This window comes from Acuticoccus kandeliae (assembly GCF_003073115.1).
Genome location: NZ_QBBV01000001.1, coordinates 330,039 through 354,552, shown reverse-complemented (window position 1 = coordinate 354,552; position 24,514 = coordinate 330,039). Strand labels below are relative to the sequence as shown.

Genomic DNA, 24,514 nt, shown 5'->3' with positions numbered 1-24,514 from the left:
CGCGTTGCTGGTGGCGTGCCTCGCCCTCGCCGGATGCGAGGGTGCCTTGTCGACTATGGATCCCGCCGGCCCGTCGGCAAGGGCGATCGCGACGCTTTGGTGGGTGATGCTCGCCGGCGCCACCGCGATCTTCCTGTTCGTGATGGGCCTTCTCGTCGCCGCCTTCCGGGGCGGCGGGGCGGGCGACGAGGCCCGGCACGAGCGCCTCTTCCTCGCAAAGCTCGGCCTCGCCTTCCCGGTCGTGGTGCTCGCCGCCCTCCTCGCCTACGGGCTCGTGATCGGCGAGCGCTTCCTGCCGCGCCCGGCCGACGACGCGGTGAGCGTGCGGGCCGAGGCGAGCCAGTGGCAGTGGCGCTTCGGATATGGCGACAGCGACCGCGTGACGGTCGGCACGCTGCACATCCCGGCGGGACGGCCCGTCGATGTCGCGATCAGCACGACCGACGTCATCCACGCCTTCTGGGTCCCGCGCCTCGCCGGCAAGCTCGACGCGATTCCGGGCCGCGTCAACACGCTGCGCATCGAGGCCGACGCGCCGGGGACCTATGCCGGGCGGAGCGCGGAATATAGCGGCGTCGGCTATCTCGGCCACACCTTCACCGTCATCGCCCACGACGCGGCCGGATGGCAGAATTTCCTCGATGGAGAGACGCCATGACCGCGCTCGCCCGCCACCGCCGGCTGACGCGGATCTGGCAGAACGACCCAGGCTTCCGGGGCAACTTCACCTCGGTGAACCACACGACGCTCGGCAAGCGCTTCATGGGCGCGGCGTGCTTCTTCTTCCTGGTCGGCGGCCTCCTCGCGATGCTGATCCGCGCCCAGCTCGCCTCGCCACGCTCCGCCTTCGTCGGCCCGGAGATCTACAACCAGCTCTTCACGATGCACGGCAGCATCATGATGTTCCTGTTCGCGATCCCGATGTTCGAGGGGCTCGCGGTCTATCTCCTGCCAAAGCTCCTCGGCACGCGCGACCTCGCCTTCCCGCGCCTCACCGCCTTCGGCTTCTGGTGCTACATCTTCGGCGGCTCGATGCTGCTCGTCTCGCTGCTCGCAGGGATCGCGCCGAACAGCGGGTGGTTCATGTACACCCCGCTCTCCTCGACGCTCTATTCGCCGGGAATCAACTCCGATTTCTGGCTGATCGGCATCACCTTCGTGGAGATCTCCGCGATCGCGGCGGCGGTCGAGATCACCGTCTCGGTGCTGAAATACCGCGCGCCCTCGATGTCGCTCGACAAGATGCCGATCTTCGCCTGGTACATCCTCGTCACCGCGCTGATGATGCTGACGGGCTTTCCCCCGCTGATCCTCGGCTCGGTCCTCCTCGAGATCGAGCGCGCCTTCGGCTTCCCCTTCTTCCAGGCCGAGCTCGGCGGGGACAGCCTCCTTTGGCAGCACCTCTTCTGGTTCTTCGGCCATCCGGAGGTCTACATCATCTTCCTCCCGGCGGCGGGGGTGATCTCCACCGTGCTGCCGGTGATGGCGCGCACCACGCTGCTCGGCTACGGCTGGGTCGTCGCGTCGGCGCTCTCGCTCGCCTTCCTGTCGTTCGGGCTGTGGGTCCACCACATGTTCACGACGGGCATCCCCCACATGGCGCTCGCCTTCTTCTCGGCGGCATCGACGCTCGTCGCGATCCCGACGGGGATCCAGATCTTCGCCTGGATCGGCACGCTGTGGAAAGGGCGGCCGCAGATGCGTCTGCCGATGCTCTACCTCCTCGGCTTCTTCGCCACCTTCGTGATGGGCGGGCTCACCGGGGTGATGGTCGCCGTCGTCCCGTTCGACTGGCAGGCGCACGACACCGCCTTCATCACCGCGCACCTTCACTATGTGCTCGTCGGCGGCTTCGTGTTCCCGATCCTCGCGGGCGCCTATTATTGGCTGCCCCATTTCACCGGGCGGCAGCGCTTCTTCAAGCTCGGCGAGGCGGCCTTCTGGCTGGTCGCGATCGGCTTCCACGGCACGTTCTTCGCGATGCACTGGGTCGGCCTTCTCGGCCAGCCGCGCCGGATCGAGACCTACAGCGCGGAGGCGGGGTGGACGGCGATCAACCTCATCTCCTCGATCGGCAGCTTCATCATGGCGATCGGGTTCGCGCTGATCCTCATCGACCTCGCCCTCCAGATGCTCCTCGCCTCGCGCGGGCCGCGCAATCCGTGGCGGGCGGGGACGCTCGAATGGGCGATGCTGACGCCGGCGCCGGCCTACAATTTCGCGAGCCTGCCGGCGATCCATTCGCGCGAACCGCTCGCCGACGACCCGCAGCTCCCGGTCCGGATCGCGCGCGGCGAATATTATCTCGGCGACCCCGTGGGCGACCGGCGCGAGACGCTGATGGTCGACACCGTGTCCGGAAAGCCCGAGATTCTGGTGGTCCTGCCCGGAAACTCCGCCCTTCCCCTCTGGCTCGCGCTCGCGACGGGGCTCTTCTTCCTCTCCCTCCTCATCAAGGTCTACGTGCTGACGCCCGTCGCCCTCCTGATGATGGCGGCGCTCGCGCTGCGCTGGGTCTGGCAGCTCGGCGCGCGCGCGGACGAGGGGCCGGCGCCGGTCGGGTGCGACACGCGCCTTCCCGTCCACAGCGAGGTCGATCGCGGGCCGGGCTTCTGGGGGAGTGCCGCGCTCCTCACCGCCGACGGGACGTTCTTCGCCTCCCTCCTCTTCGGCTACGCCTTCCTGTGGACGATCGCGCCCGGCTGGCCGCCCGAAACCTGGCTCACCCCTTCGCTCACCGAGCTCGGTGCGGGGATCTCGGGCGGGGCGATCGCGGTCGTGGGCGCGCGCCTCGCGGGACGGCGGAACGCGGGCGGCGCGACGCCCCTCCCCGGCCTCCTCGCGGCGGCGGCGGGTCTCGCGCTCCTGTTCGGCGCGCTCCTCTCGCTCCTCCTGCGCACGCCGCCGCCGACCGGGCACGCCTACGCCGCAACGCTCTTCGTCCTCGGCGCGTACGGCCTCTTCCACGCCGGCCTCGCGCTCCTGATGGTCGTCAATCTCTGGCGCCGGCACGCGGCGGGCTACACCTCGCGCGCGCGGCGGGCGGAGTTCGAGATCGTGCGGCTCTGGGCCGACTATGGGGCGGGGGTCGGAATCGTCTCGCTCGCGGCCGCGAACCTCGCGGTGCTGCCATGATCGAGGTCTTTCGCGCCATGGCGGGGCTTCTCGTCTGGGCCGCCGCCTTCGCGCTCCTCTACGCGATCGAGGGCTATGGCTGCTCCCTCGGCTGGGGGCGCGAGGCGCCCGCCTCACCGACGCCGCTGCGGCTCGCCCTCCTCGCCGCCTTCGCGGTCGCGATTCTCGCCCAGGCCGCGACGCTCCAGGCGGTGCGCAGCACGCGCCTCGGCTCGGCCTCGCCCTTCTTCCGCCAGGTCGGGATCGTCAGCGCCCTCGCCGGGCTCGTCGCGACGGTGTGGACGCTCTTCCCCGTCGCCGTCACCTCCGTCTGCCTCTGATGGGCCGCGCTAGCACCGCGGCAACGAATGAGAGGGTGCATCGGGGGGCGAAACGCGGTATGGCACCTGTTCGGATCGAAGACGTCTCACGACCTGTCCTGTCGGACGTCACCCCATAGGTGGCGCGCCGAGCCGAGGGTTTGACTCGCCTGCGGACCCGCAAACCCTTCCGGACGTCGTCTCCATGCCCACGATCGCTCACCCGTCCGCCCTCGCGGTGTTGCTTTTATCCTCCACCCTCGGCGTAATGGCCGGCGCGATCGTGACGCCGATCCTGGAACTCCTGCGCACCGATCTCGGCCTCACCGGTACGCAGGCCGGCCTCATCCTCGCCGTCCACGGCCTCGCGATCGCGATCACCGGCCCCGTCGCCGGCATGATGATCGACCGCTGGGGGCCGCGTGTCCCGCTCGCCATCGGCCTCGTGATCTACGGCCTCGCGGGCGGCGCGGGCGTCTTCCTGTCCACCTTCCCCGCGCTCATCGTGAGCCGGCTCATCTTCGGCATGGGCGCGGCGATCGTCTTCACCGGCACCACCACCGCGATCCTCACCATCTGGCAGGGCGCCTTCCGCAACCGCGTGATGGGCTGGCGCACGACGGCGACGAGCGCGGGCGGCGTCGTCTTCCCGATCCTCGCCGGGCTCATCGGCAGCTTCTCGTCCTGGCACTTCGCCTTCGCGATCTACCTCTTCGGCATCCCGCTCGCGATCGCGGTGCTGCGCATCCTGCCGGACCGCATCATCGAGCGGGGCGGCACCTCGGAGAGCACGCTCGTGCTCCTGCGCAAGCCCGCCCTCCTCGGCGTCTACGTCCTCTTCCTGATGATGGCCGTCCTCATCTACGCGATCGCGGTCTTCCTGCCGCAGCGCCTCGCCGAGATCGACATCACCTCGCCGATCATCGCCTCCCTCTACATGGCGCTGATGGCCGGCATGATGAGCGTCGCGGGCCTCGGCTATGCCCGCGCCCGCCAGCATCTGTCGAAGCTCGCCCTCCTGCGCTTCTCCGCCTGCTGCTGGGTCGCGGCCTATGCGCTGTTCGGGCTGACGGGCGACCCGGTGATCCTCGTCGTCGCGACGATGCTGCTCGGCTTCGGCAACGGCGTCGCCTTCGCCACGCTGTCGCTGATGGTGGCCGACCTCGTGCCCGACCGCCTCCTCGGACGCGGCACCTCGCTCTCCGCGACGCTGTTCTTCCTCGGCCAGTTCCTGGCGCCGATCGTGCTCGGCCCGATGATGCAGGCGACGTCGATCACCACCGGATATCTCATCGTCGCCGCCGCCTCGGCGCTGATCCTCGCGACGCTCTGCCTGGTCCGCCCGGCCCCGGTCGCGGTCCCGTAGGCCGTCGCGGATTAGAATCACACTAAGTAAAATATCGCGCTAAGTAGAATTTATAAAATCTATTGTAGCCCATTGAAAGCTTTGCGACCCGCTTAATCAATATTCGCGGTTGTCGCACCGATCTTCGATCTGTAAGTTGCGCCGGATCAGACCCCTTCCCCCGAACCGGAGGCAACAATGAGAGTTGCGACACTCGCTGTGGTCGCATGCTGTGCGGTTGCTGGCAGCGCCAATGCGCAATCGCCCGCGCCAGAGGCCGTGCTCGAGACCTATGCGGACATCGCGCTGGCCGGCTACACCGACGCGCTGCGCGCCGCCGAAGCCCTCGACGCCGCGATCGACGCCCTCATTGCGGCGCCGAGCGATGCGACGCTGCTCGCCGCCCGCGCCGCCTGGGTCCAGGCCCGCGTGCCCTACCAGCAGACCGAGGCCTTCCGCTTCGGCAATCCGGTGGTGGACGACTGGGAAGGCAAGGTGAACGCCTGGCCGCTCGACGAGGGGCTGATCGACTATGTCGACGCGCTCTACGGCACCGAGTCGGATTCCAACGCCCTCTACACCGTGAACGTGATCGCGAACCCCGAGATCACGATCAACGGCGAGACCGTCGACGCCTCATCGATCACGCCGGAACTCCTGTCCGACACGCTCCATGAGGCCGAAGAGGTCGAGGCGAATGTCGCGACCGGCTATCACGCCATCGAGTTCCTCCTCTGGGGCCAGGACCTCAACGGCACGGAACCCGGCGCCGGCAACCGTCCCGCGACCGACTACGACCCGGCGAACTGCACCGGCAGCAATTGCGAGCGCCGCGCCGAATATCTGAAGGCGGCCTCCACCCTCCTCATCTCCGATCTCGGGGACATCGTCGCCGCGTGGGACGCGGACGGCGAGGCCCGCACCGCCGTGCTCGCCGACGCGAGCGCCGGCCTCTCGGCGATCCTCACCGGGATGGGCTCGCTCTCCTATGGCGAGCAGGCGGGTGAGCGGATGAAGCTCGGCCTCCTCCTCCACGATCCGGAGGAAGAGCACGACTGCTTCTCCGACAACACGCACAACTCCCACTTCTTCGACGCGGTGGGCATCCGCAACGTCTACACCGGCCACTACAAGCGCGTGGACGGCACGGTGGTGTCCGGCCCGTCCGTCGCCGATCTCGTCGCCGCCATCGACCCGGCGCTGAACGAGGAGCTCCTCGCCCATCTCGACGCCACCATAGACGCGATGGCCGTGATGAAGGCGCGCGCCGAGAGCGTCGAGGCCTATGATCAGATGATCGGCGAGGGCAACGAGGAGGGCAACGCCGTGGTCCAGGCCGCGATCGATGCGCTCATCGCCCAGACCCCGTTCATCGAGCGTGCCGTCGCCGCCCTCGATCTCGGCGCGATCGAGATCGAAGGCTCCGACAGCCTCGACGACCCGGACGCCGTCTTCCAGTAAGCCGACACCGGCCCCGCGCGGGCGCCACTGCGCGCCCGCGCGACCCCACGACCCGAGCCGCCGCCGGCGCCCGACGCTCCCGTCCGCCGCCACGCGACGACCCGCACCAGAGGCGGAGACGCGGCCGATGCATCCATCCCCGAACGATCGCACCCCATCAGGAGCCGAAGCGGCGCCCCGCCGACCGGCTCCACGCGCAACCCCGATGCGCGCAATCAGTTGCGCCACGGCCGCCGATGAAGCGCTATGGATGGGGTGGACAATCCGCGAAGACCAAGAGGACGGGGCCGGAATGCGCCCGCGCGTTCCGATCCGGCCCGCGAACCAGGACTGAGAAGAGTGACCAGAGGGAGTCCATCCGGCGAGACTTCGAACCCGTCGAAGCGCCACCGGTTGCGCCAACCGATCCGTTTCACCGCCTGGCAGGGGCTGACGGGGGGGCTCGCCGTCGCGGTCGCGCTGACGCTTGCGGGCGCCGCCACCGCCGACCGCGCCACACCCGAGGCCGCGCTGTCGGTCCCGACCGTGCGCGACGACCTCACGCCGAAGGACCGCAAGCGCGTCGAGGCGGTGACGAAGCCCGCGCGCGACTTCACCAAGGCCGAGCGCTTCGAGGCGAAGTCCGGGGGCGCGGCGACCTCCACCAAGACCGCCGACGGCAACGCCTTCTCCCACCCGTCCGAGAACCTCACCTTCGCCGGGCGCGAGCAATTCTTCGTCGGCAACGGCATCTTCAAGAAGCTCTGGGTTTCGGCGCCCTCCTCCACGGCCGCCTCGGACGGGCTCGGCCCGCTCTACAACGCGCGCGCCTGCCAGCGCTGCCACCTGAAGGACGGGCGCGGCCATCCCCCCGGCCCCAACGATAACGACACGACGACGATGCTGATGCGCCTCTCCGTCCCCCCCTCGACGGAGGAGGAGAAGGCCGCGCTCGCGAATTTCACGACGACCCGCATTCCCGAGCCCACCTATGGCGGCCAGCTCCAGGATTTCGCGGTCCCCGGCCTCGATGCCGAGGGCAAGATCGCCATCACCTACGAGGAGATCCCCGTCGCGCTAGCGGGCGGCGAGACCGCCTCGCTGCGCAAGCCCACCGCGACGGTCACGAATCTCGGCTATGGCCCGATGGCCGCCAATGTCATGACCTCGGTGCGCGTCGCGAACCCGATGCTGGGTCTCGGCCTCCTGGAGGCGATCCACCCGGCCGATATCCTCGCCCTTGCCGACCCCGATGATGCGGACGCGGACGGCATCTCGGGCCGCGTCTCGCTCGCGCGCGACCCGGAGACGGGCGTCCTCACGGTCGGCCGCTTCGGCTGGAAGGCGACGACGCCCTCCGTCGAGGTGCAGGCGGCAGAGGCCTTTTCCGGCGATATCGGCATCTCCACCCCTCTCGTGACCGACGCGTTCGGCGAGTGCTCCATCGCCCAGCAGATCTGCCGCGACATGCCGTCCGGCGTGCAGCCGCGGCTTGGCGAGGTCGAGGCGCCGGACCCGATCCTCGACCTCGTGACCTTCTATTCCAAAAATCTCGCCGTTCCCGAGCGGCGCGATGTCGACGACCCGGACGTGCTCGCCGGCAAGGCGCTGTTCTACGCGGCGGGCTGCGCGAGCTGCCACGTGCCGAAATTCGTGACGAGCCGCCGCGCCGCGAATGACGAGCACCGCTTCCAGCTCATCTGGCCCTACACCGACCTCCTCCTCCACGACATGGGCGAGGGGCTCGCCGACGGACGCCCCGTCGGCAGCGCGTCGGGCAGCGAATGGCGCACGCCGCCGCTCTGGGGGATCGGCCTCACCGAGACCGTCAACGGGCACACCTTCTTCCTGCACGACGGGCGGGCCCGGAACCTTCTCGAGGCGATCCTCTGGCATGGCGGCGAGGCGGAGGCGGCGAAGACCCGCGTCGTCGAAATGTCCCCCGAGGAGCGCCGTTCGCTTCTCAAGTTCCTGGAGTCGCTATGATCCGACCGCTCCTCGCCGGGGCCGCGCTCGCCGCGGTCGCCCTCACCCCCGCCGGTGCGCAGAGCCAGGGCGGCTTCGCCTTCGCCCCGGTGGTCGAGGCCCTCATCGACGATGTCATCATCCCGGCGCACGCCCGCTTCACCGCCGCCGCCGGCACCGCGGCCACCGCGACCGCGGCGCTGTGCGAGGCGCCGGGCGAGGCCACGCTGAACGCGGCGCGCGAGGCGTTCGGCGGCCTCGTCCTCGCCTTCTCCGAGGTCGAGATGTACCGCTTCGGCCCTGCGCGCGAGGACAACCGCGCCGAGCGCCTCCTCTTCTGGCCGGACCGGCGCAGCCGCGGCCTCCAGCAGATCCAGCGCCTGATCGCCACCGAGGACGAGACGGCTCTCGACCTCACCACGCTCCACGCGAAGAGCGTCGCGGTGCAGGGGCTGCCGGCGCTGGAATTCGCCCTCTTCGGCTCCGGCAGCGAGACGCTCACCGGCCCGACGCCCTTCCGCTGCCGCTACGCCGCGACGGTGGCGACCTCCATCGCCGAGGTCGCCGCCGCGATCGAGGACGGCTGGCGCACCTCCTTTCGCGAGACGCTGATGACGGCCGGGCCCGACAACCCCGCCTATCGCTCCCACGGCGAGGCGATCCAGGACATCCTCCAGGCCGGGGCGGAGGAATTGCAGCTCCTCGGCGATATCAAGCTCCGCGCCGTCATCGGCGAGGAGGCCGGGGACGGGAACGCCAAGAGCGCGCCCTTCTGGCGCTCCAACCTCACCCTCCCCTCCTACGCCGCGAACGTCGCGGGCGCGCGTGCGCTGGTGATCGAGCCGCTGCGCGCCCTCCTCGGCGACCAGTACAACCTCGCCGATTCGATCCTCTTCGAGCTGTCGCAGGTGGACCGCGCCTTCGCCCCGCTCCTCGCCGACCCGCGCCCCTGGCCGGAGCTCGCCGAGGACCCGGACGCGCACCGGCGCCTCACCTATGCCGAGAGCCCGCTCAACGCCGCCCGCCGCCTCTTCGCCGAGCAGATCCCCACCGCCTTCGGCCTCATCGTCGGCTTCAACTCGATGGATGGTGACTGATGCCCCTCGATCGCCGCACCTTTCTCTCCGGGGCCGCCGCCACCGGCGCGACGGGCCTCCTGTCAATCCCGCTCCGCCCCGCCCGCGCCGAGGCGGCGCCCGCCTTCGTCGCCGCCTGCCGCCAGGCGAGCGGTGATTTCGCCGCCGCGGTCCTCGACGCATCCGGCCGCATCCTCTTCACCGAGGAGCTCGACGGGCGCGGTCATGACGCGACCGTCAGCCCGGACGGCGCGAATGCGGTCTTCTTCGCCCGCCGCCCCGGTCGCTTCGCCCTCGTCCTCGACATCGCGAACCGGCGCAAGGCGACCTCGTTCGCCCCGCCCGACGACCGCCGCTTCGCCGGGCACGGTTTCTACTCCTCGGACGGCAAGCTCCTCATCGCGACGGAGAACGATTTCGACGGCGAGCACGGCGTCCTCGGCGTCTATGACGCGACGGACGGGTACAAGCGGATCGGCGAGTTCGCGACGCGCGGAGTCGGCCCGCACGAGGCGATGCTCCTCTCGGACGGGCGCACGATCGCGGTCGCCAACGGGGGCATCCTCACCCACCCCGACTTCCCCCGCCACAAGCTGAACCTTGCGACGATGGCGCCGAACCTCACCCTCGTCGACATCAGGACCGGCGACCTCATCGAGGAGGCGGCGCTGCCCGCGGGCCAGCATCGCCTCTCGATCCGCCACCTCGCCCAGCCCGATCCCGACACGATCTGGTTCGGCTGCCAGTATGAGGGGCCGAACACGGACCGGATCCCGGTGGTCGGCATCTACAAGCGCGGCGCGGGCATCCGCCTCGTGGAGGCGCCGGACAACATCTACGCGCGGATGAACCACTATGTCGGCTCGATCGCCGCGAACCGGGACGGCTCGCGCGTCGCCGCGACGAGCCCGCGTGGCGGCCAGATCATGGTGTGGGACGCGAAGAGCCTTGACCTCGTCCACGCCTCCGACGTCGTCGATGTCGCCGGCGCGACCGCCGACCATGACGCGTTCGCCTACTCCTCGGGCGAAGGGGACATCCTGACCGCCGAGAGCCGGCCGACCCATTCGGACGTGCGGTGGGACAACCATCTGCGCCGCATCGTCCCTGCCTGAGCGGTGCGATTTGGGGTTGAGCTTGTCCTCCGCCGCGCCCTGCTTTTCCATGGGGGCGCAGTCATGAGGAGGACGGCATGGAAGACCGGATCAAACAGTTGGAGCGAGACGTCCACGAGGCGTTGGAGCGGATCTCACACGCGCTGCGCGTCATCGGCGACCATGTGAGCGAAACGGACAGCGTGGCGGCGCAGAAGATCCACCATCACACGAACCTGCTCACGCACAATATCGACGATCTGAAGGCCCGGATCGGCGAATGATCCGCTATGAAAAAGGGCGCCCGAGGGCGCCCTTTTTGCGTTATCAGACCCGCGACGAGGGCTTGTAGAAGGGCTCGTGCTGGCCGGGATCGAAGTACTTGTCGTAGAAGTCCTTCACGTGCGGCAGGAGCTTCTTCGACAGGCCGCGCCGCTCCACCTCGTCCTCGGTGAGGGCGCGGGTCAGGTCCTGGCGCAGCGCCTCCAGCGCCGCCGCGCGATCCATCTTGGCGAACTTGCCGCCTTCATAGATCACGTCGCCCGCGCACATCACCATGTCGACGCCGTCGGTTTTGGCGCGCTGGACGAGCGCGTCGAGCATCGGCATCTCCGGGTCGAGATAGGGCGCGGAGAGTTTGTCCCAGTCGATGAGGGTTAGGTCGGCGCCCTGCCCTTCGGTGAGCGTGCCGATCTTGTTGCGGAAGGCGGTCGTCGCCGCGCCGCCCGCGGTCGCCATGCGCAGCACCTGCGGCACGGTCGGGACGCTGTCGTCCGCGCCCGGCGTGCGGTGGGCACGCAGGACGAGGCGCAGCTCCTGGAGCATGTCGCGATCGTCGTTGATGCCCGCCTCGTCCATGCCGATCGCGGTGTTGACGCCCTTCGCCTCCCACACGTTCAGCGCGCCGACGCCGGAGCGCAGGCGGAAGTTCGACGAGCAGTTGTGGCAGATGTTGGTGCCCGTCTCCGCGACGCGCTCGATGTCGCTCTCGTTCAGCCAGACGCCGTGGCCGAGCGTCATGCGCGGTCCGAGCATCTTGAAGCGGTCGATATAGTCCACCGCCGTGCCGCCGCCGCGGCGGCGCGCATATTCCTTCTGATAGGCCGTCTCCAGAAGGTGCATGTGCATCGGCACGTCGTGACGCTCCGACATGTCGGAGAGCCGCTCCAGCGCCTCGTCGGAGCACCAGTGCAGGTTCGCCGGGGCGAGCTGGATGCCGACGCGCTCCTTGTTGTGGTGCTGGGCGCGCAGCGTCTCGAACATGTTCATGTTGTCGTCGAGCGTCATCTCGAAGCGCGCGAAGTGGTTGCGCATCGGCGGCTGAAGCTCTTCCGGCAGCATCTTCACGAACTCGGTGTCGTCCATGTAGACGAGCCGGTTCTGGTTGCGCACGGCGAACGAGTAGGACACGCGCATGCCGATGTCTTCGTAGGCGCGGATGACCTCGTTGGCCCCGGCGGTGACCTTGTCGACCGTGCCCGGAATCCAGCCGTGGATGTGCTGCACGGTGGTGCAGCCGGAGGAGATCATCTCGAACGCCGAATAGAGCGTGTCGAGATAGAGATTGACCGAGCGGCACACGAGGCGGGTGATGAACCACAGCTCCAGCGGCATGTCCGGCGAGCCGAGCTGCACCGGGGTGAGGCCGACATGGTGGTGACCGTTCACGAAGCCCGGCAGCACCACTTGGTTGCCCGTGCCGTGGACCGGAAGATCGGGATGGGCCGCCTGGATCTCGGCGAACGGGCCGACGGCGCGCACGATCCCGTTTTCGACGAGGACGGCGCCGTCATCGACGGCATGGGCATGGTGGCGGTCGACCACGTGGGTGACGACCTGCCGGCCACGAACGATTGAGGCAGACATCTTGGCTCCTTGATTGCCCCTGATGACGGACGCCGCAGCACGCGCCGCGGCCTCCCCTTCTTCGATGGCGCCGCCTTAGGCGAGCGCTTCCTGCTCGGCGAAGGCGCGGTCGACCTCCGCGCTCAGCACCGCGGTCAGATGCTTGCGCAATTCCTGCGCCTCTGGCGAGAACGGATCGCGTGGGCGCGGCAGGTCCACGGTCACGATCTCCTTGATGCGTCCCGGTCGCGCGGTGAAGATCGCCACGCGATCGGCGAGCGCCACGGCCTCGTCGATATGGTGCGTGACGAAGAGCACCGACGCCTCGGACGCCCGCCACACGTCGACGAGAAAGTCCTGCATCTTGGCGCGGGTCTGCACGTCGAGCGCGGCGAAGGGCTCGTCCATGAGGAGCACCTTCGGATGCATGGCGAGCGCGCGCGCCACGGCGACGCGCTGGCGCATGCCGCCCGAGAGTTCGCTCGGCCGCTTGTCGATCGCCGCTTTGAGGCCGACGCGCTGCAGCACCTCGTCCGCCGTCTTGCGCCGCGTCGCCTTGTCGACGCCGGCAAGATGCAGCCCGAACGTCACGTTCTCCCCGACGGTGAGCCAGGGAAAGAGCGACGTTTCCTGGAAGATGAGGCTGCGGTCCGGCCCCGGCTTCTCTACCGGCTGGCCGAACGAGAGGAGCTCGCCGGAGGTGTTGTCCTCAAGCCCGGCGGCCAGATAGAGGAGCGTCGACTTCCCGCAGCCCGACGGGCCGAGGAGGACGACGAACTCTCCGGGCGCGACCTCGAGGTCGATCCCGACGAGCGCCTCGTGCGCGCGCGGCGTGCCCTTGGCCCAGATCTTCCCGACATTGCGGCAGGAAATCGCGATGTCGCTCATGACAGGGCCCCCTGGCCGTTCGGCACCCAGTAGAGGATCTTGCGCTGGACGAGCCGCAGGATGAGGTCGAACAGGAAGCCCACGAGGCCGATCAGGACGATCGTGAAGAACACGAGGCCCGGATTGAACGTGTTGCGGGCGAGCATGATCACCTGGCCGAGACCATAGCCGACGCCGGTCGCCTCGGCGATCAGCACGACCATCCATGCCGCGAACATGTTGAGCCGCAGCACGACCAGGAGGCCCGGAAGGATCGCCGGCAGGATCACGCGCGTGTAGATCTGGCGCTTGGACGCCCCCATCGTGCGCGCGACGTTGATGTAGTTGACGTTCACGCTGTCGATCTGGGTGATCGTCGCCAGCGTCATGGTGAAGAAGAGCGCGATGAACACCATGAAGATCGCCGGCTTGTCACCGATGCCGAAGATGAAGATCGCCACCGGCAGCCACGCGATCGGCGAGACCGGGGCGAGCAGGGTGATCGTCGGCAGAGTGAGGTTGCGGAACAGCGACCAGTAGCGGATCGCGACGCCGACCGTGATCGAGACGACGGACGCGACGAACAGCCCGGCGATGACGCGCATCGTCGTGGACAGGATGGTGATGACGACAGCCATCAGCGGCGTCGGCCCGGCTGAGGCATCGGCCCCGATCTGCCAGCGCTGCGCGGTGTTGAAGTTCTTCGCCTGTCCCATGATGTCGCCCATGAAGACATGGGGCGGCGGGAGGAGCTTCGGATCGGCGACGCCGGTCGCCCACAGCACCTCCCAGATCAGGACGAAGAGCCCGACCGACGCAAACGTCCAGCCGATCTGGGGCGCGGAGGCGCGCCACCAGTCGGCCAGAGGCCGGCGCGGAGGAGCGACGAGCTCCTCGCGCTCGACTGCTTCTGTGCTCGCCATCAGGCCGACTTGTACTGCAGCTTGGAGTACACGTCGGGGTTCTCGGCGATGACCGCTTCGAGCATCGTCCAGTCGATGGCGTCGCGGCCGGGCTTCTGCTTGATGTAGCCCATCTCCATCAGGCTGTCGGTGCGGTCGAGGATGAAGTCGGTGTTGGCGCGCTGGTCCACCATCGGCGGCTGCTTGGTGGAGCCGATGATCGCGTTCTCCATCGACGTCTTGTAGTAGGTGCCGACGACCTCCTTGAGCACCGCCTCGCGGTCTTCCTCGAAGGCGAGCTGCGACTTCATCATCGCCTTGATGAGCGCCTTGATGGCGTCCGGGTTCTCGGCGATCAGGCTGTCGCGCGCGCACAGCACGCAGTCGGTGTAGTTCGCGCCGTAGAGGTCCTTGCCGTCGGTCAGCATGTGGCTGCCCGGAACGTCCTGGAGGAGGGCGGACGCGTAGGGCTCGATGGTGCAGATCCAGTCGAGCGCGCCGGCCTTGAAGGCCTCGACCGCTTCGGGCGTATTGCCCATGTAGCGCACGTTCACGTCGGAGAACGGAATGCCATTCTTCTTCAGGAAGTCGTAGGGCATCACTTCGAGCGTATCGAGCTGGAAGGTGCCGAGCGTCTTGCCCTTCAGCTTCTCGGGCGTGTCGAGGCCCGGCTGGGTGACGATGGCGCAGCCCTCGATGCCCGAGCCCGCGACGATCTTCACCGGCGCGCCGGCGTCATAGAGGGCGACGAAGCTCGTGTAGGGCAGGACGCCGACATCGACGAGGCCCGCGCCGAGGAAGGTCACGTGCTCGGCGAAGGTGGGGGTGTTCACGAATTCCAGGGTGAGGCCGTCTTCCTTCGCGGTCTGCCGGGCGTGGCTGAGGAAGAGCGGCAGGTTGCAGAAGCCGGTGCCGTGCGTCGAGGTCACCGTCGAGGCGGCCGCGGCGGGATGGGCCCACATGCCGGCGACGCCGAAGGTCAGCGTCGCGGCGCCCGCGCCCTTCAGGACGGAACGGCGGCTGACGTCGATATTCTCCAACTTCGGAAAGCAGCGATTTCCGTGGTGATCACACATGGTGGGACTCCCCTCAGTCCGGTTGGCCAAAGTCCGCGGTGCCTGGCGCGAAATCACGCAAGGCCAGCGTGACACCGACGCTGCAGATTGCATGCCAAACGCGATCACGACCGCGAAAACGTCCGATTTTGCTGGAGGAATTCAGCGAGGCGGCGGCGTTCGGGGGGCGATGGAATGCCGCCGCCGCGGAGCGCGCTTGCGCTTGCGTGCTTGATCGTTTGGCATAGCGATTGCACGTTCAGAGTGCACCAGGCAGGGGATCGTTGTGCGCGGAGCAACCTTGGAACTCGTCGACGTGTCGAAGCGATACGGCGACACGGTCGCGGTGGCCGGGATCAATCTGAAAATACCCGCCGGCGCCTATTGTTGCCTTCTCGGACCGTCCGGCTGCGGCAAGACCTCGACCCTGCGCATGATCGCCGGGCACGAGAGGGCGAGCGGCGGCGACGTCATCCTCGACGGGCGGAACGTCACCATCCTGCCGCCGGCCCAGCGCGGCACCGCGATGATGTTCCAGTCCTACGCCCTCTTTCCGCACATGAGCGTCGTCGACAACGTCGCCTTTGCCCTTCGCGTGCGCAACGTGCCCAAGGCGAAGCGGCGCAAGGAGGCGATGGAGCGGCTCGAGCTCGTCGAGATGACGCCCTATGCGAGCCGCAAGCCGGCGGAGCTGTCGGGCGGCCAGCAGCAGCGCGTCGCGCTCGCCCGCGCCCTCATCACCGACCCGCAGGTCCTCCTTCTCGACGAGCCGCTGTCGGCGCTCGACCCGACGCTGCGCCTCAGGATGCGCACCGAGCTGAAGCGCCTCCAGAACGAGCTCGGCATCTCCTTCATCCACGTCACGCACAGCCAGGACGAGGCGCTCGCCCTGTCCGACATGGTCGTCCTCATGAATGCCGGGCGGATCGAGCAGGTCGGCACCCCGCGCGAGGTGTTCGACGAGCCCGCCTCCCCGTTCGTCGCCCGCTTCATCGGCGCCCACAACATCATCCGCACCGGCGGTCATGATGCGAGCCTGCGCTCCGACCGCGTGCGCCTCACCGACCCGGCCAACGGACGCCTCACGATGAAGGTCGTCTCGGTCGAATATCAGGGACACTTCGTCCTCGTGCGGCTGAATGGCGGGGAGCACGAGCTCGCCGCCATCGTGCCCGAGGCCGACATCATCGCCCACCCGGTCGAGCCGGGTGCCACCGTCGGCGCCACCTGGCGCGACGAGGACGCGACTCCGTTCAGCCGCGGCGCGGACTGATCCACGACATAATGAGGAGAGAGGAACAATCGATGGCAGACAATAAGACCCCGAAGACGTCCGTCACCCGCCGCCGCTTCCTGGAAGGCACGGCCGGTGTCGCCGCCGCGGCCGCGACCACGCCGCTCTTCGCCCCCGCCGTGCACGCGCAGGAGGCGGTCACGCTGCGCTATCTCGGCACCGCGGTGAACCAGCACAAGGAAATCGCCGACAAGGCGAAGGAAGACCTCGGCATCACCATCGAGTACATCCCCGTCACCACCGACGACGTGGTGCGGCGCGCGGTCACTCAGCCGAACACCTTCGACCTCATCGACATCGAATACATGTCGCTGAAGAACGTCGTGCCGACGGGCAACCTCCTCGGCATGGATACGAAGCGCATCACGCTGTCCGACCAGATCACCCCGCTCTTCACCAAGGGTGAGATCGACGGCAAGCTCGTAGGCGACCAGGGCACGGCGCCGAAGAAGGTCATCTGGATGCCGTCCGAGAACGCGAAGGAATTCGCGGACGAGCCGACCCAGTACATGACCCTCATCCCGACCGTGTACAACGCCGACACGCTCGGCATCCGCCCCGACCTCATCGGCCGCCCGATCGAGACCTGGGCCGAGCTGCTGAACCCCGAGTTCAAGGGCAAGACCTCGATCCTCAACATCCCGTCGATCGGCATCATGGACGCCGCGATGGTCGTCGAGGCGCTCGGCAAGCACAAATATGCCGACAAGGGCAACATGACCCGCGAGGAGATCGACCTCACCGTCGACACCCTCATCGAGGCGAAGAAGGCCGGCCAGTTCCGCGCCCTCTGGCAGGACTTCAACGAGAGCGTCAACCTGATGGCCTCGGGCGAAGTCGTCATCCAGTCGATGTGGTCGCCCGCCGTCACGGCCGTGCGCACGCAGGGCATCCCCTGCACCTACCAGCCGCTGAAGGAAGGCTACCGCGCCTGGGCCGCCGGCTTCGGCCTGCCGCGCACCGTCGAGGGCCGCAAGCTCGACGCTGCCTACGACTTCATCAACTGGTTCCTGTCCGGCTGGGCGGGCGCCTTCCTCAACCGCCAGGGCTACTACTCCGCCGTCCTCGAGACCGCGAAGGAGAACATGGAGCCCTACGAGTGGGCCTACTGGATGGAGGGCGAAGCCGCCTCGCAGGACATCATGTCCCCGTCCGGCCAGCTCCTCGCCAAGGCCGGCGAGACCCGCGACGGCGGCTCCTACAATGAGCGCATGGGCGGGATCGCGTGCTGGAATGCGGTCATGGACGAGAACGTCTACATGATCCGCAAGTGGAACGAGTTCGTCGCAGCATGACGAGCATGGAGCGGGCGACGCGCCCGCTCACCCCTCCTGCCGAAGATGTCGTGGCCACCGGCCACGACGCGGCGGCGGCGCACAGCGTCGCCGTCGAGCGTTCGATCCTGAACTCGCCCTACGCCCTGGCGGCGCCGCTGGCGATCGTCATGCTCGTCTTCTTCGTGGGGCCGCTGATCCTCACGCTGATCGTATCCTTCTGGAACTACACGCAATATTCGATCGAGCCGGCCTTCACGACCGTCAACTATTATGACGTCTTCTATGGCTGCATCGCCAAGCTTCCGGACCTGTGCGTCACCTTCGCGACGTACCTGTCGACCTTGAAATTCTGCCTGATCGTCTGGGCGATCACGCTGGTGCTGGGCTTCGTGCTCGGCTGGTTCATCGTGTTCGAGATCAAGAACGTCTCGACGCAGATCATCCTCTTCCTGATCTGCACGATTCCGTTCTGGACCTCCAACGTCATCCGGATGATCGCGTGGATCCCGCTTCTCGGGCGCAACGGGCTCGTCAACGAGTCGCTGATGGGGATCGGCCTCACCACCGAGCCGATCGAGTGGCTGCTCTATTCCGATTTCGCCGTCGTGCTCGCCTTCGTGCACCTCTACACGATGTTCATGATGGTGCCGATCGTGAACTCGATGCTGCGCATCGACCCGGAGATCATCGAGGCCGCCCGCGACGCCGGCGCCGGCACGATCAAGATCGCGCTCCTCGTCATCGCCCCGCTCTGCCGGCCGGGCATCGTCATCGGGTCGATCTTCGTCGTCACCATTGTGATGGGCGACTTCCTCACCATCGGCGTGATGGGCGGGCAGCAGATCGCCTCCGTCGGCAAGGTGATCCAGACACAGCTCAACTTCCTTCAGATCCCGATCGCCGCGGCCAACGCCGTGGTGCTCCTCGGCGCGGTCCTCCTCATCATCTGGGGCATGACGCGCATCGTCGACGTGAGGCGTGAGCTATGAACGAGAGGGGACGCCGCTTCTGGATCCTCGCGGGCATCTTCACGCTGTTCGCGTTGTTCCTCTACGGGCCGATGTTCGCGATCGTCGCCCTCTCCTTCCAGGGGCCGGAGGGCGGCCTCGTCTTCCCGATGCGGGGCCTGTCGACCTACTGGTTCTCGGAGCTCTGGAAGGGCGTCGGCGTCGTCGACATCTGGGCCGCGTTCGGGCGCTCGCTGCGCCTCGGGGCGATCGTGTCCGGCCTCACGCTGCTCATCTGCGTGCCGGCCGCGCTCGCCTACCGGATCGGCTTCCGCGGCGCCTCGCTGCTCTTCTACACGGTGATCGCGAGCCTCATCATGCCCTCGATCGTGGTCTCGCTCGGCATCGGCCTCGAGTTCCGGCTGATGGACGACGAGATCCGCGAATTCGTCGCGAACCACGAGACGTCGGCAGGTCTCTTCACCTCGGCGCTGGGCGCGCACCTCACCTGGACGCTGCCCTTCGGCCTCCTGATCCTGCTCGCCGCCTTCAACCGGTTCGACCGGCGCTATGAGGAGGCCGCGCGCGATCTCGGCGCCTCGCCGGGGCAGACCTTGTGGCTCGTCATCCTGCCGATCATCGCCCCGTCGCTGATCGGCATCGCGCTCTTCGGCTTCACCCTGTCGTGGGACGAGATCGCGCGCACGAGCCAGGCGCTCGGCGGCCGCAACACGCTGCCGCTCGAACTGCGCGGCCTCACCCAGACGGTGACGACGCCGGCGATCTACGCGCTCGGCACGATGACGACGGCGGTCTCGCTGGTCGTGATCGGCATCTCGCTCGCCCTCATCACGCTCGTGCGTCGCAAGCGGGTGCGGCATTGACCTGCCGCCACAAGCCCCAGCGCCGCGAGGATGGCGGCGAGCCGGACCGGCGTTGCGCGACCGGGCTGAAGGCGCTCAGCGCCCCGAGCGTCGACCCGGCGATGGTCGAGGGAATGCTCGCCGCGGCCCGCACCTGGTTCGATCGCCGCTCGGCGCGGCGACGCCCCGCCCACCCGCGGCGCTGACGCGGCGGGCGGCGCGCCCGGCTCAGCCCCCGGCGTGCTTGCGCGCGATCGCGCGGGCGAGGGCGGGGGCGAGGCCGCTGTTCGGCTTGCCCGGCGGCTTCGTCGGCTGCCGCGTCACGCACACGCCGAGGCGCACCAGCGCCTCCGCCTGCACCACGGCCGCCGAGATCGGGTCGACCACGGGGGCGAGAAGCTCCCCCTTCACCTGGTTCGCGAGCCCCGTCAGCGGCGCGCCGCCGAGGATGACGACATCCCCCTTCCCGCTCTCCACCGCCTCGTTCGCGGCGGCGACGAGAGGCGCGCGCAGCTCCGAGCGAACCCCCTCCACCGTCGCGAAGCCCACGTCGGGCACCACGATCGCCCCGCAGCGCTGGTCGAGCCCGTAGAGGGACACGCAGTCCGCGTACCAGCGCGTCAGCGTCGGCGAGAAGGTGACGAGCACGAAGCGGTCGCCGAGCATGCAGGCGGTGAGGAGCGCGGCCTCCGCCATCCCGACCACCGGCACGTCGAAGAGCTCGCGCGCGGCCTGGAGGCCCGGATCGCCGAACGCGGCGACGATGACGGCGTCGACGCCCTCCCCGTGCTCCGCGATCAGCTCCAGCACCGAGGCCCCGGCGAGCTGCGCCTCCGCCCGGCTCGCGACATAGGGCACGCCCCGCGCGGCGGTGACGCCGACGAGCTCGGTGCCGGGCGCCGCGACGGCGGTCGCGACGTCGAGCATCCGCTCCGTCATCAGCTCGGTCGTGTTCGGATTGACAACGAGTATCTTCAAGTTCGCTCGCCTCGGTCGCGTTCGGCCACTCAGCCCTCCATCATCCGGTTGAGACCGACGGTGCGGGCGCTCAGGACGAGGGCGATCAAGGCCATCAGGATCAGGAGGGAGGAGATGGCCGCGATCGTCGGATCGGGCGTCTCCTCCAGATATTGGAGCATCCGGATGGGCAGCGTCTTGTTGCGCGCATCCGTGAGGAAGATGGAAATGGGGTAGTTGTCCATCGAGGCGAGGAAGGCGAAGAGGCTCGCCGTCAGAAAGGCCGGTGCAAGGTTCGGCACCATGATCTTCAGCACCGCCTTCGGATAGGGCATCCCCAGCGTGCGCGCCGCGTCGATCAGCGAGAAGTCGAACGCCGCGACGGAGGCGAGGAGCGTGCGCATCACATAGGGCAGCGTGATGACGACGTGGGCGATGAGGAGGCTCCAATAGGCGTCCCGCAGCCCGAGTTCGCGCAGGAACTGGAGGAGCGCGACGCCGACCACGAGGCCCGGCATCATCAGCGGCGAGACGACGAAGGTCGCGACCGCGCCGCGCCCCGGAAAGCGCCCGCGCGCGACGCCGAGCGCGGCCGCCGTGCCGACGACGAGCGACAGCACCGTCGACACGAAGGCGAGGTTGAACGAGAGGAGCACCGAGCCCCACAGCCCCGACTTGCGCCCGAGCGCCGCGTACCAGCGCAGCGACCAGTCCGGCGGCGGCAGGGTGTAGACGGTGGACGAGGTGAAGGAGACGATCACCGTCACCACGAGCGGTGTCAGCAGGTAGACGACGACGAGCGCCGCCACGACCCATGCACCGAAGATCGCGGCCCTGTCGACGCGCGTCATGCCCGCTCTCCCGCAAAGCGCCGCATCAGCCAGGACGAGCCGAGCACCACCGCGATGGCGATTACGAGGAGGATCGCCGAGATCGTCGAGCCGAGCTGCGCGTCGCGGTAGAAGAGGAACGAGCGCGCGATCAGCATCGACAGCGTCGACTGCCGCTCACCGACGATGAGGCTCGGGATCACGTACATCGAGATCGTCAGAGAGAACACGAAGGCGACCCCGGCGATGACGCCCGGCAAAGTGAGCGGCAGCGTCACGCGGAAGAAGCGGTAGAAGGGCCCCGCGCCGAGCGTCGCCGCGGCCGAGCCGAGCGAGGGGTCGATCTGGCGCACCACCGCGTAGATCGGCAGCACCATGAATGGCAGGAACACGTTCGCCGCGCCGATGACGAGCGCCGTCTCGGTGAAGAGGAGCCGGATCGGCGCCTCGACGATGCCGGTCGCGACGAGCGCCGAATTCACGATCCCGTCCGAGCGGAGCACGATCGACCAGGAGAAGGCCTTCACGATCACCCCGACCGAGAGGGGCAGGATCATCGCCATCAGGATGATGGTCTGTACGAGCCCCTTCGCCCGCGCCAGCACGAAGGCGGTCGGATAGGCGAGGACGAGGGAGAGGAGCGTCGACAGGATCGCGACGCGGAAGGTGCGCCAGGTGACGATAAGGTTGAGCGGCTCGGAGAAGAACTCGACATAGCCGGCGAAGGAGAGCGCGCCGTCCGGCCCCTGCACGCTGCGGAAGAGCAGGATCGCGAGCGGCAGGGCGAAGAAGATGCCGAGATAAAGGAGCCCCGGCGCGGCGAGGAGGGCGAAGCCGTCGATGCGGGGGCGCGGGAGGGGCCGGCGGTCGGCCGCGAGCGTCGCCATCACCCGGCCTCGCCGGCATAGACGAGGGTCGAGGCGCGCGGCCAGTGGAAGGTCACCGCCTCGCCCGTCCCGTGCGGGGCGGTGCCGCCCGAGATCTCGGCGACGAGGCGATCCTGCTCGCCGGTGACGGCGTGGAGGTGCGTCTTCGATCCGAGGATCATCACGTCGGCGAGGCGCGTCTCGATCGCGATCCGGTCCTCGGCGGGGCGCGTCCCGGCGGGCGCGACGTCGATATTCTCGGGGCGGACGCCGACGAGGACGTCCGATCCCGGCGTGAAGCGGCCGGGCACGACGATCTCGCCGAGCGCGGTCTCGACCCGGACATGGCCGTCCGCCCCATCGAGCACGCGCCCGGTGAGGTGGCTCGACAGGCCCACGAAATCGAGGACGAACGCGGTGGAGGGGCGCGCATAGAGCGTCGTCGGGTCGGCATATTGCTCGATCCGGCCGCGGTTCATCACCGCGATGCGGCTCGAAACCGCGAGCGCCTCCTCCTGGTCGTGGGTGACGAAGATCGCCGTCATGCCGCGCTCGCGCAGGAGGCTCTTCAGCTCCACCTGCATCGTCTCGCGCAGCTTGCGGTCGAGCGCGGAGAAGGGCTCGTCGAGGAGGATGAGGTCCGGCCCGACGACGAGCGCGCGGGCGACCGCGACGCGCTGCTGCTGGCCGCCCGAGAGCGCCGCGATCGGCCGCTCGGCGAGCTCCGTCATCCGCACGAGGCCGAGCGCCTCCTCGACCCGGCCGGGGATCTCCCCCGCCGCCGCCCCGCGCGCCTTCAGCCCGAACGCCACGTTGTCGCGCACATTGAGGTGCGGGAAGAGCGCGTAATTCTGGAAGACGACGGAGATGTTGCGCTTGTGGGCGGGCAGCCGCGTGATATCGCGACCGCCCACAACGATCCGGCCGCGATCGGCCGCGATGAGACCGGAGACGAGCTTCAGGAGCGTCGTCTTCCCGCAGCCGGACGGGCCGAGCAGCGAGACGAGCTCCCCGCGGGCGACGGAGAAATCGAGATCCTCCATCACCGACGTCGAGCCGTAGGATTTGGCCACCTTCTCGACGGAGAGGTAGCTCTCGGCGGTCATCTGCCCGGTCACGGCCGACCTCCGATCAGGAGGCCATCAGCTTGTCGAACCGCTCGACCCAGTCCTTGCGGTTTCCCGACACGAAGGCCCAGTCCGGTCCGAAGACCGGGATGCCCTCCGGCACCACGCCGAGGCCGGTGATTTCGGTGTTGGCCGGGAGCGAGAACGCGAACTCGGCGATCTCTTTCTGGAGGTCCGCCGAGAGCATCTCGTTCACGTAGGCGGTGGCGAGTTCCGGGTTCGGCCCGTCCTTCACGAGGCAGATGCCGGACGGCATCGCGAAGATCCCCTCCTTCGGCGCGGCGAGGTCCACCGGCGCCCCCTCGTTCTTGCGCGGCAGCGCGTAGGACGAGAACTGGCCGGAGAGCATCGAGATTTCGCCCTGCTCCAGGAGATTGAAGCTCTGCGTCATCACCGAATAGATGCTGAGGAGGTTCGGCTTTAGCTCGGCGAGCTTGTCGAACGCGGCGTCGACTTCATACTGTGCCTGTTCGAAAGGCAGTCCGGTCGCGAGCATCGCCGCAGCGAAGAGCGTCCACATGCCCTCCGTGTTCTGCAGCGAGGGGATGATGATCTTGCCTTCATACGAAGGCTCCCACAGCGTCGACCAGCTCGGCACGCCGTCCATCGCGGACGTGTTGTAGGCGATGCCTGCCCAAGGCTGCACATAATTTGCCCACATGCCGTCCATATGTACGGCACCCGCTCGCAACTTCGTGATGTTCGGGACGGCTTCGGCGGTGATCGGGGTGAGCACGCCCTCCTCCACCGCGAGGATCATGACCGGATCGTCCATCTGGACGACGGAGAGGTAGGGCTTGTCGCGGTTCGCCCGCATCTTCTCCAGATTGACGGTCGACTTCGTTCCCTCGAACAGAACCTTCGCGTCATACTTCTTTTCGAAGTTAGGAATGACGATCTGTTCCATCCACGATGTATGACTGGCAGCACAACCGATGACGATTTCATTCGATTGCGCACGCACGATTGCCGGCATGGCCAGAGTTGCGGCGCCCGCGGCAACGGTCGACTTCAGAAAGCGGCGACGATTGAGCCCAAGGTCGATTATTTTCTTATCCATACATCCCCCAATGGGTCACCCGGCCCCCTTGACCGGCACTGTCGAACCCTGCAATCAAATTGCATGCCAAATCGATGGAGCCGAGGACATTGACGCGATTCACAGCCGAAAACTCCCTCTCCGACCGGGAGATTCGACTGAGACTCAGCGTGATGAACCGGCATCTGACATTGGGTATAGGCAGCGGAATGCCATTTACACCGCAATCTCGCCTTAGTTTGCTGCCCAACTTCACGACCCGGATGCCACCGCCGGCTCAGATCGAACCGG

Annotated in this window: 23 protein-coding genes; 14 read left to right on the top strand and 9 right to left on the bottom strand. The window is 68.1% G+C overall.

From position 1 onward, the window contains the following. Window positions 1–55: 55 nt before the first annotated feature. The 9 genes from DBV35_RS01620 (at window position 56) to DBV35_RS01580 (ending at window position 10,638) form a co-directional block, all read left to right on the top strand. Window positions 56–658 (top strand): cytochrome c oxidase subunit II, encoded by a 603-nt coding sequence (locus tag DBV35_RS01620; protein WP_245943914.1) that lies wholly within the window; start codon window positions 56–58, stop codon window positions 656–658. Next, window positions 655–3,135 (top strand): cytochrome c oxidase subunit I, encoded by a 2,481-nt coding sequence (gene ctaD, locus DBV35_RS01615; RefSeq protein WP_108658507.1) that lies wholly within the window; start codon window positions 655–657, stop codon window positions 3,133–3,135. The genes DBV35_RS01620 and ctaD overlap by 4 nt, the downstream gene beginning before the upstream one ends. Beyond that, entirely contained in the window at window positions 3,132–3,455 is a 324-nt protein-coding gene (locus tag DBV35_RS01610; protein WP_108658506.1) for a hypothetical protein, read from the top strand. Before ctaD ends, DBV35_RS01610 begins: the two co-directional genes overlap by 4 nt. A 184-nt stretch (window positions 3,456–3,639) precedes the next feature. After that, window positions 3,640–4,800: an MFS transporter gene (locus DBV35_RS01605; RefSeq protein WP_108658505.1), complete on the top strand. Its 1,161-nt coding sequence runs from the start codon at window positions 3,640–3,642 to the stop codon at window positions 4,798–4,800. 177 nt (window positions 4,801–4,977) lie between these two features. After that, window positions 4,978–6,240: an imelysin family protein gene (locus tag DBV35_RS01600; RefSeq protein WP_108658504.1), complete on the top strand. Its 1,263-nt coding sequence runs from the start codon at window positions 4,978–4,980 to the stop codon at window positions 6,238–6,240. 246 nt (window positions 6,241–6,486) lie between these two features. Further along, window positions 6,487–8,205, top strand: coding sequence for a di-heme oxidoreductase family protein (locus DBV35_RS01595; RefSeq protein WP_108658503.1), 1,719 nt, complete (start codon window positions 6,487–6,489; stop codon window positions 8,203–8,205). Next, on the top strand, window positions 8,202–9,281 hold the full coding sequence (locus tag DBV35_RS01590) for an imelysin family protein (RefSeq protein WP_108658502.1): 1,080 nt from the start codon (window positions 8,202–8,204) through the stop codon (window positions 9,279–9,281). Before DBV35_RS01595 ends, DBV35_RS01590 begins: the two co-directional genes overlap by 4 nt. After that, a complete protein-coding gene (locus DBV35_RS01585; RefSeq protein ID WP_108658501.1) occupies window positions 9,281–10,375 on the top strand; it encodes a DUF1513 domain-containing protein in 1,095 nt (364 codons plus the stop codon). Before DBV35_RS01590 ends, DBV35_RS01585 begins: the two co-directional genes overlap by 1 nt. A gap of 77 nt (window positions 10,376–10,452) precedes the next feature. Continuing rightward, complete coding sequence (locus DBV35_RS01580; RefSeq protein ID WP_108658500.1) at window positions 10,453–10,638, top strand: hypothetical protein; 186 nt, start codon at window positions 10,453–10,455, stop codon at window positions 10,636–10,638. 43 nt (window positions 10,639–10,681) lie between these two features. On the opposite strand, the gene DBV35_RS01575 is transcribed toward DBV35_RS01580, so the two are convergent. From DBV35_RS01575 to DBV35_RS01560, 4 genes are all read right to left on the bottom strand, one after another. After that, complete coding sequence (locus DBV35_RS01575; RefSeq protein ID WP_108658499.1) at window positions 10,682–12,220, bottom strand: amidohydrolase family protein; 1,539 nt, start codon at window positions 12,218–12,220, stop codon at window positions 10,682–10,684. A 75-nt stretch (window positions 12,221–12,295) separates the two neighbouring features. Then, complete coding sequence (locus DBV35_RS01570; RefSeq protein WP_108658498.1) at window positions 12,296–13,087, bottom strand: ABC transporter ATP-binding protein; 792 nt, start codon at window positions 13,085–13,087, stop codon at window positions 12,296–12,298. Beyond that, window positions 13,084–13,989: an ABC transporter permease gene (locus DBV35_RS01565; protein ID WP_108658497.1), complete on the bottom strand. Its 906-nt coding sequence runs from the start codon at window positions 13,987–13,989 to the stop codon at window positions 13,084–13,086. Before DBV35_RS01565 ends, DBV35_RS01570 begins: the two co-directional genes overlap by 4 nt. After that, window positions 13,989–15,044 carry an ABC transporter substrate-binding protein gene (locus tag DBV35_RS01560; protein ID WP_108658496.1) on the bottom strand — a complete coding sequence of 352 codons (1,056 nt, stop codon included), beginning with the start codon at window positions 15,042–15,044 and terminating at the stop codon, window positions 13,989–13,991. Before DBV35_RS01560 ends, DBV35_RS01565 begins: the two co-directional genes overlap by 1 nt. Window positions 15,045–15,324: 280 nt before the next feature. Between DBV35_RS01560 and DBV35_RS01555 the strand changes: the two genes are divergently transcribed. Genes DBV35_RS01555 through DBV35_RS01535 form a run of 5 tightly spaced genes read left to right on the top strand, consistent with a single transcriptional unit; the run spans window position 15,325 to window position 19,610 of the window. Then, on the top strand, window positions 15,325–16,296 hold the full coding sequence (locus DBV35_RS01555; protein WP_245943808.1) for an ABC transporter ATP-binding protein: 972 nt from the start codon (window positions 15,325–15,327) through the stop codon (window positions 16,294–16,296). Window positions 16,297–16,307: 11 nt separating this feature from the next. After that, entirely contained in the window at window positions 16,308–17,612 is a 1,305-nt protein-coding gene (locus tag DBV35_RS01550) for an ABC transporter substrate-binding protein (RefSeq protein WP_108658494.1), read from the top strand. 5 nt (window positions 17,613–17,617) lie between these two features. After that, window positions 17,618–18,583, top strand: a complete 966-nt coding sequence (locus DBV35_RS01545; protein WP_425428458.1) for an ABC transporter permease — start codon at window positions 17,618–17,620, stop codon at window positions 18,581–18,583. Further along, complete coding sequence (locus DBV35_RS01540) at window positions 18,580–19,425, top strand: ABC transporter permease (RefSeq protein ID WP_108658493.1); 846 nt, start codon at window positions 18,580–18,582, stop codon at window positions 19,423–19,425. Before DBV35_RS01545 ends, DBV35_RS01540 begins: the two co-directional genes overlap by 4 nt. Continuing rightward, window positions 19,422–19,610 (top strand): hypothetical protein, encoded by a 189-nt coding sequence (locus DBV35_RS01535; RefSeq protein WP_108658492.1) that lies wholly within the window; start codon window positions 19,422–19,424, stop codon window positions 19,608–19,610. Before DBV35_RS01540 ends, DBV35_RS01535 begins: the two co-directional genes overlap by 4 nt. A 22-nt stretch (window positions 19,611–19,632) precedes the next feature. On the opposite strand, the gene DBV35_RS01530 is transcribed toward DBV35_RS01535, so the two are convergent. Genes DBV35_RS01530 through DBV35_RS01510 form a run of 5 tightly spaced genes read right to left on the bottom strand, consistent with a single transcriptional unit; the run spans window position 19,633 to window position 24,244 of the window. Further along, window positions 19,633–20,382 (bottom strand): aspartate/glutamate racemase family protein, encoded by a 750-nt coding sequence (locus tag DBV35_RS01530; RefSeq protein WP_108658491.1) that lies wholly within the window; start codon window positions 20,380–20,382, stop codon window positions 19,633–19,635. A 29-nt stretch (window positions 20,383–20,411) separates the two neighbouring features. Beyond that, a complete protein-coding gene (locus DBV35_RS01525; protein WP_108658490.1) occupies window positions 20,412–21,212 on the bottom strand; it encodes an ABC transporter permease in 801 nt (266 codons plus the stop codon). Next, on the bottom strand, window positions 21,209–22,078 hold the full coding sequence (locus tag DBV35_RS01520) for an ABC transporter permease (RefSeq protein ID WP_108658489.1): 870 nt from the start codon (window positions 22,076–22,078) through the stop codon (window positions 21,209–21,211). The genes DBV35_RS01525 and DBV35_RS01520 overlap by 4 nt, the downstream gene beginning before the upstream one ends. Continuing rightward, entirely contained in the window at window positions 22,078–23,175 is a 1,098-nt protein-coding gene (locus tag DBV35_RS01515) for an ABC transporter ATP-binding protein (RefSeq protein ID WP_245943807.1), read from the bottom strand. The genes DBV35_RS01520 and DBV35_RS01515 overlap by 1 nt, the downstream gene beginning before the upstream one ends. A gap of 13 nt (window positions 23,176–23,188) precedes the next feature. After that, window positions 23,189–24,244 (bottom strand): ABC transporter substrate-binding protein, encoded by a 1,056-nt coding sequence (locus DBV35_RS01510; protein ID WP_108658488.1) that lies wholly within the window; start codon window positions 24,242–24,244, stop codon window positions 23,189–23,191. Window positions 24,245–24,514 lie beyond the last annotated feature (270 nt).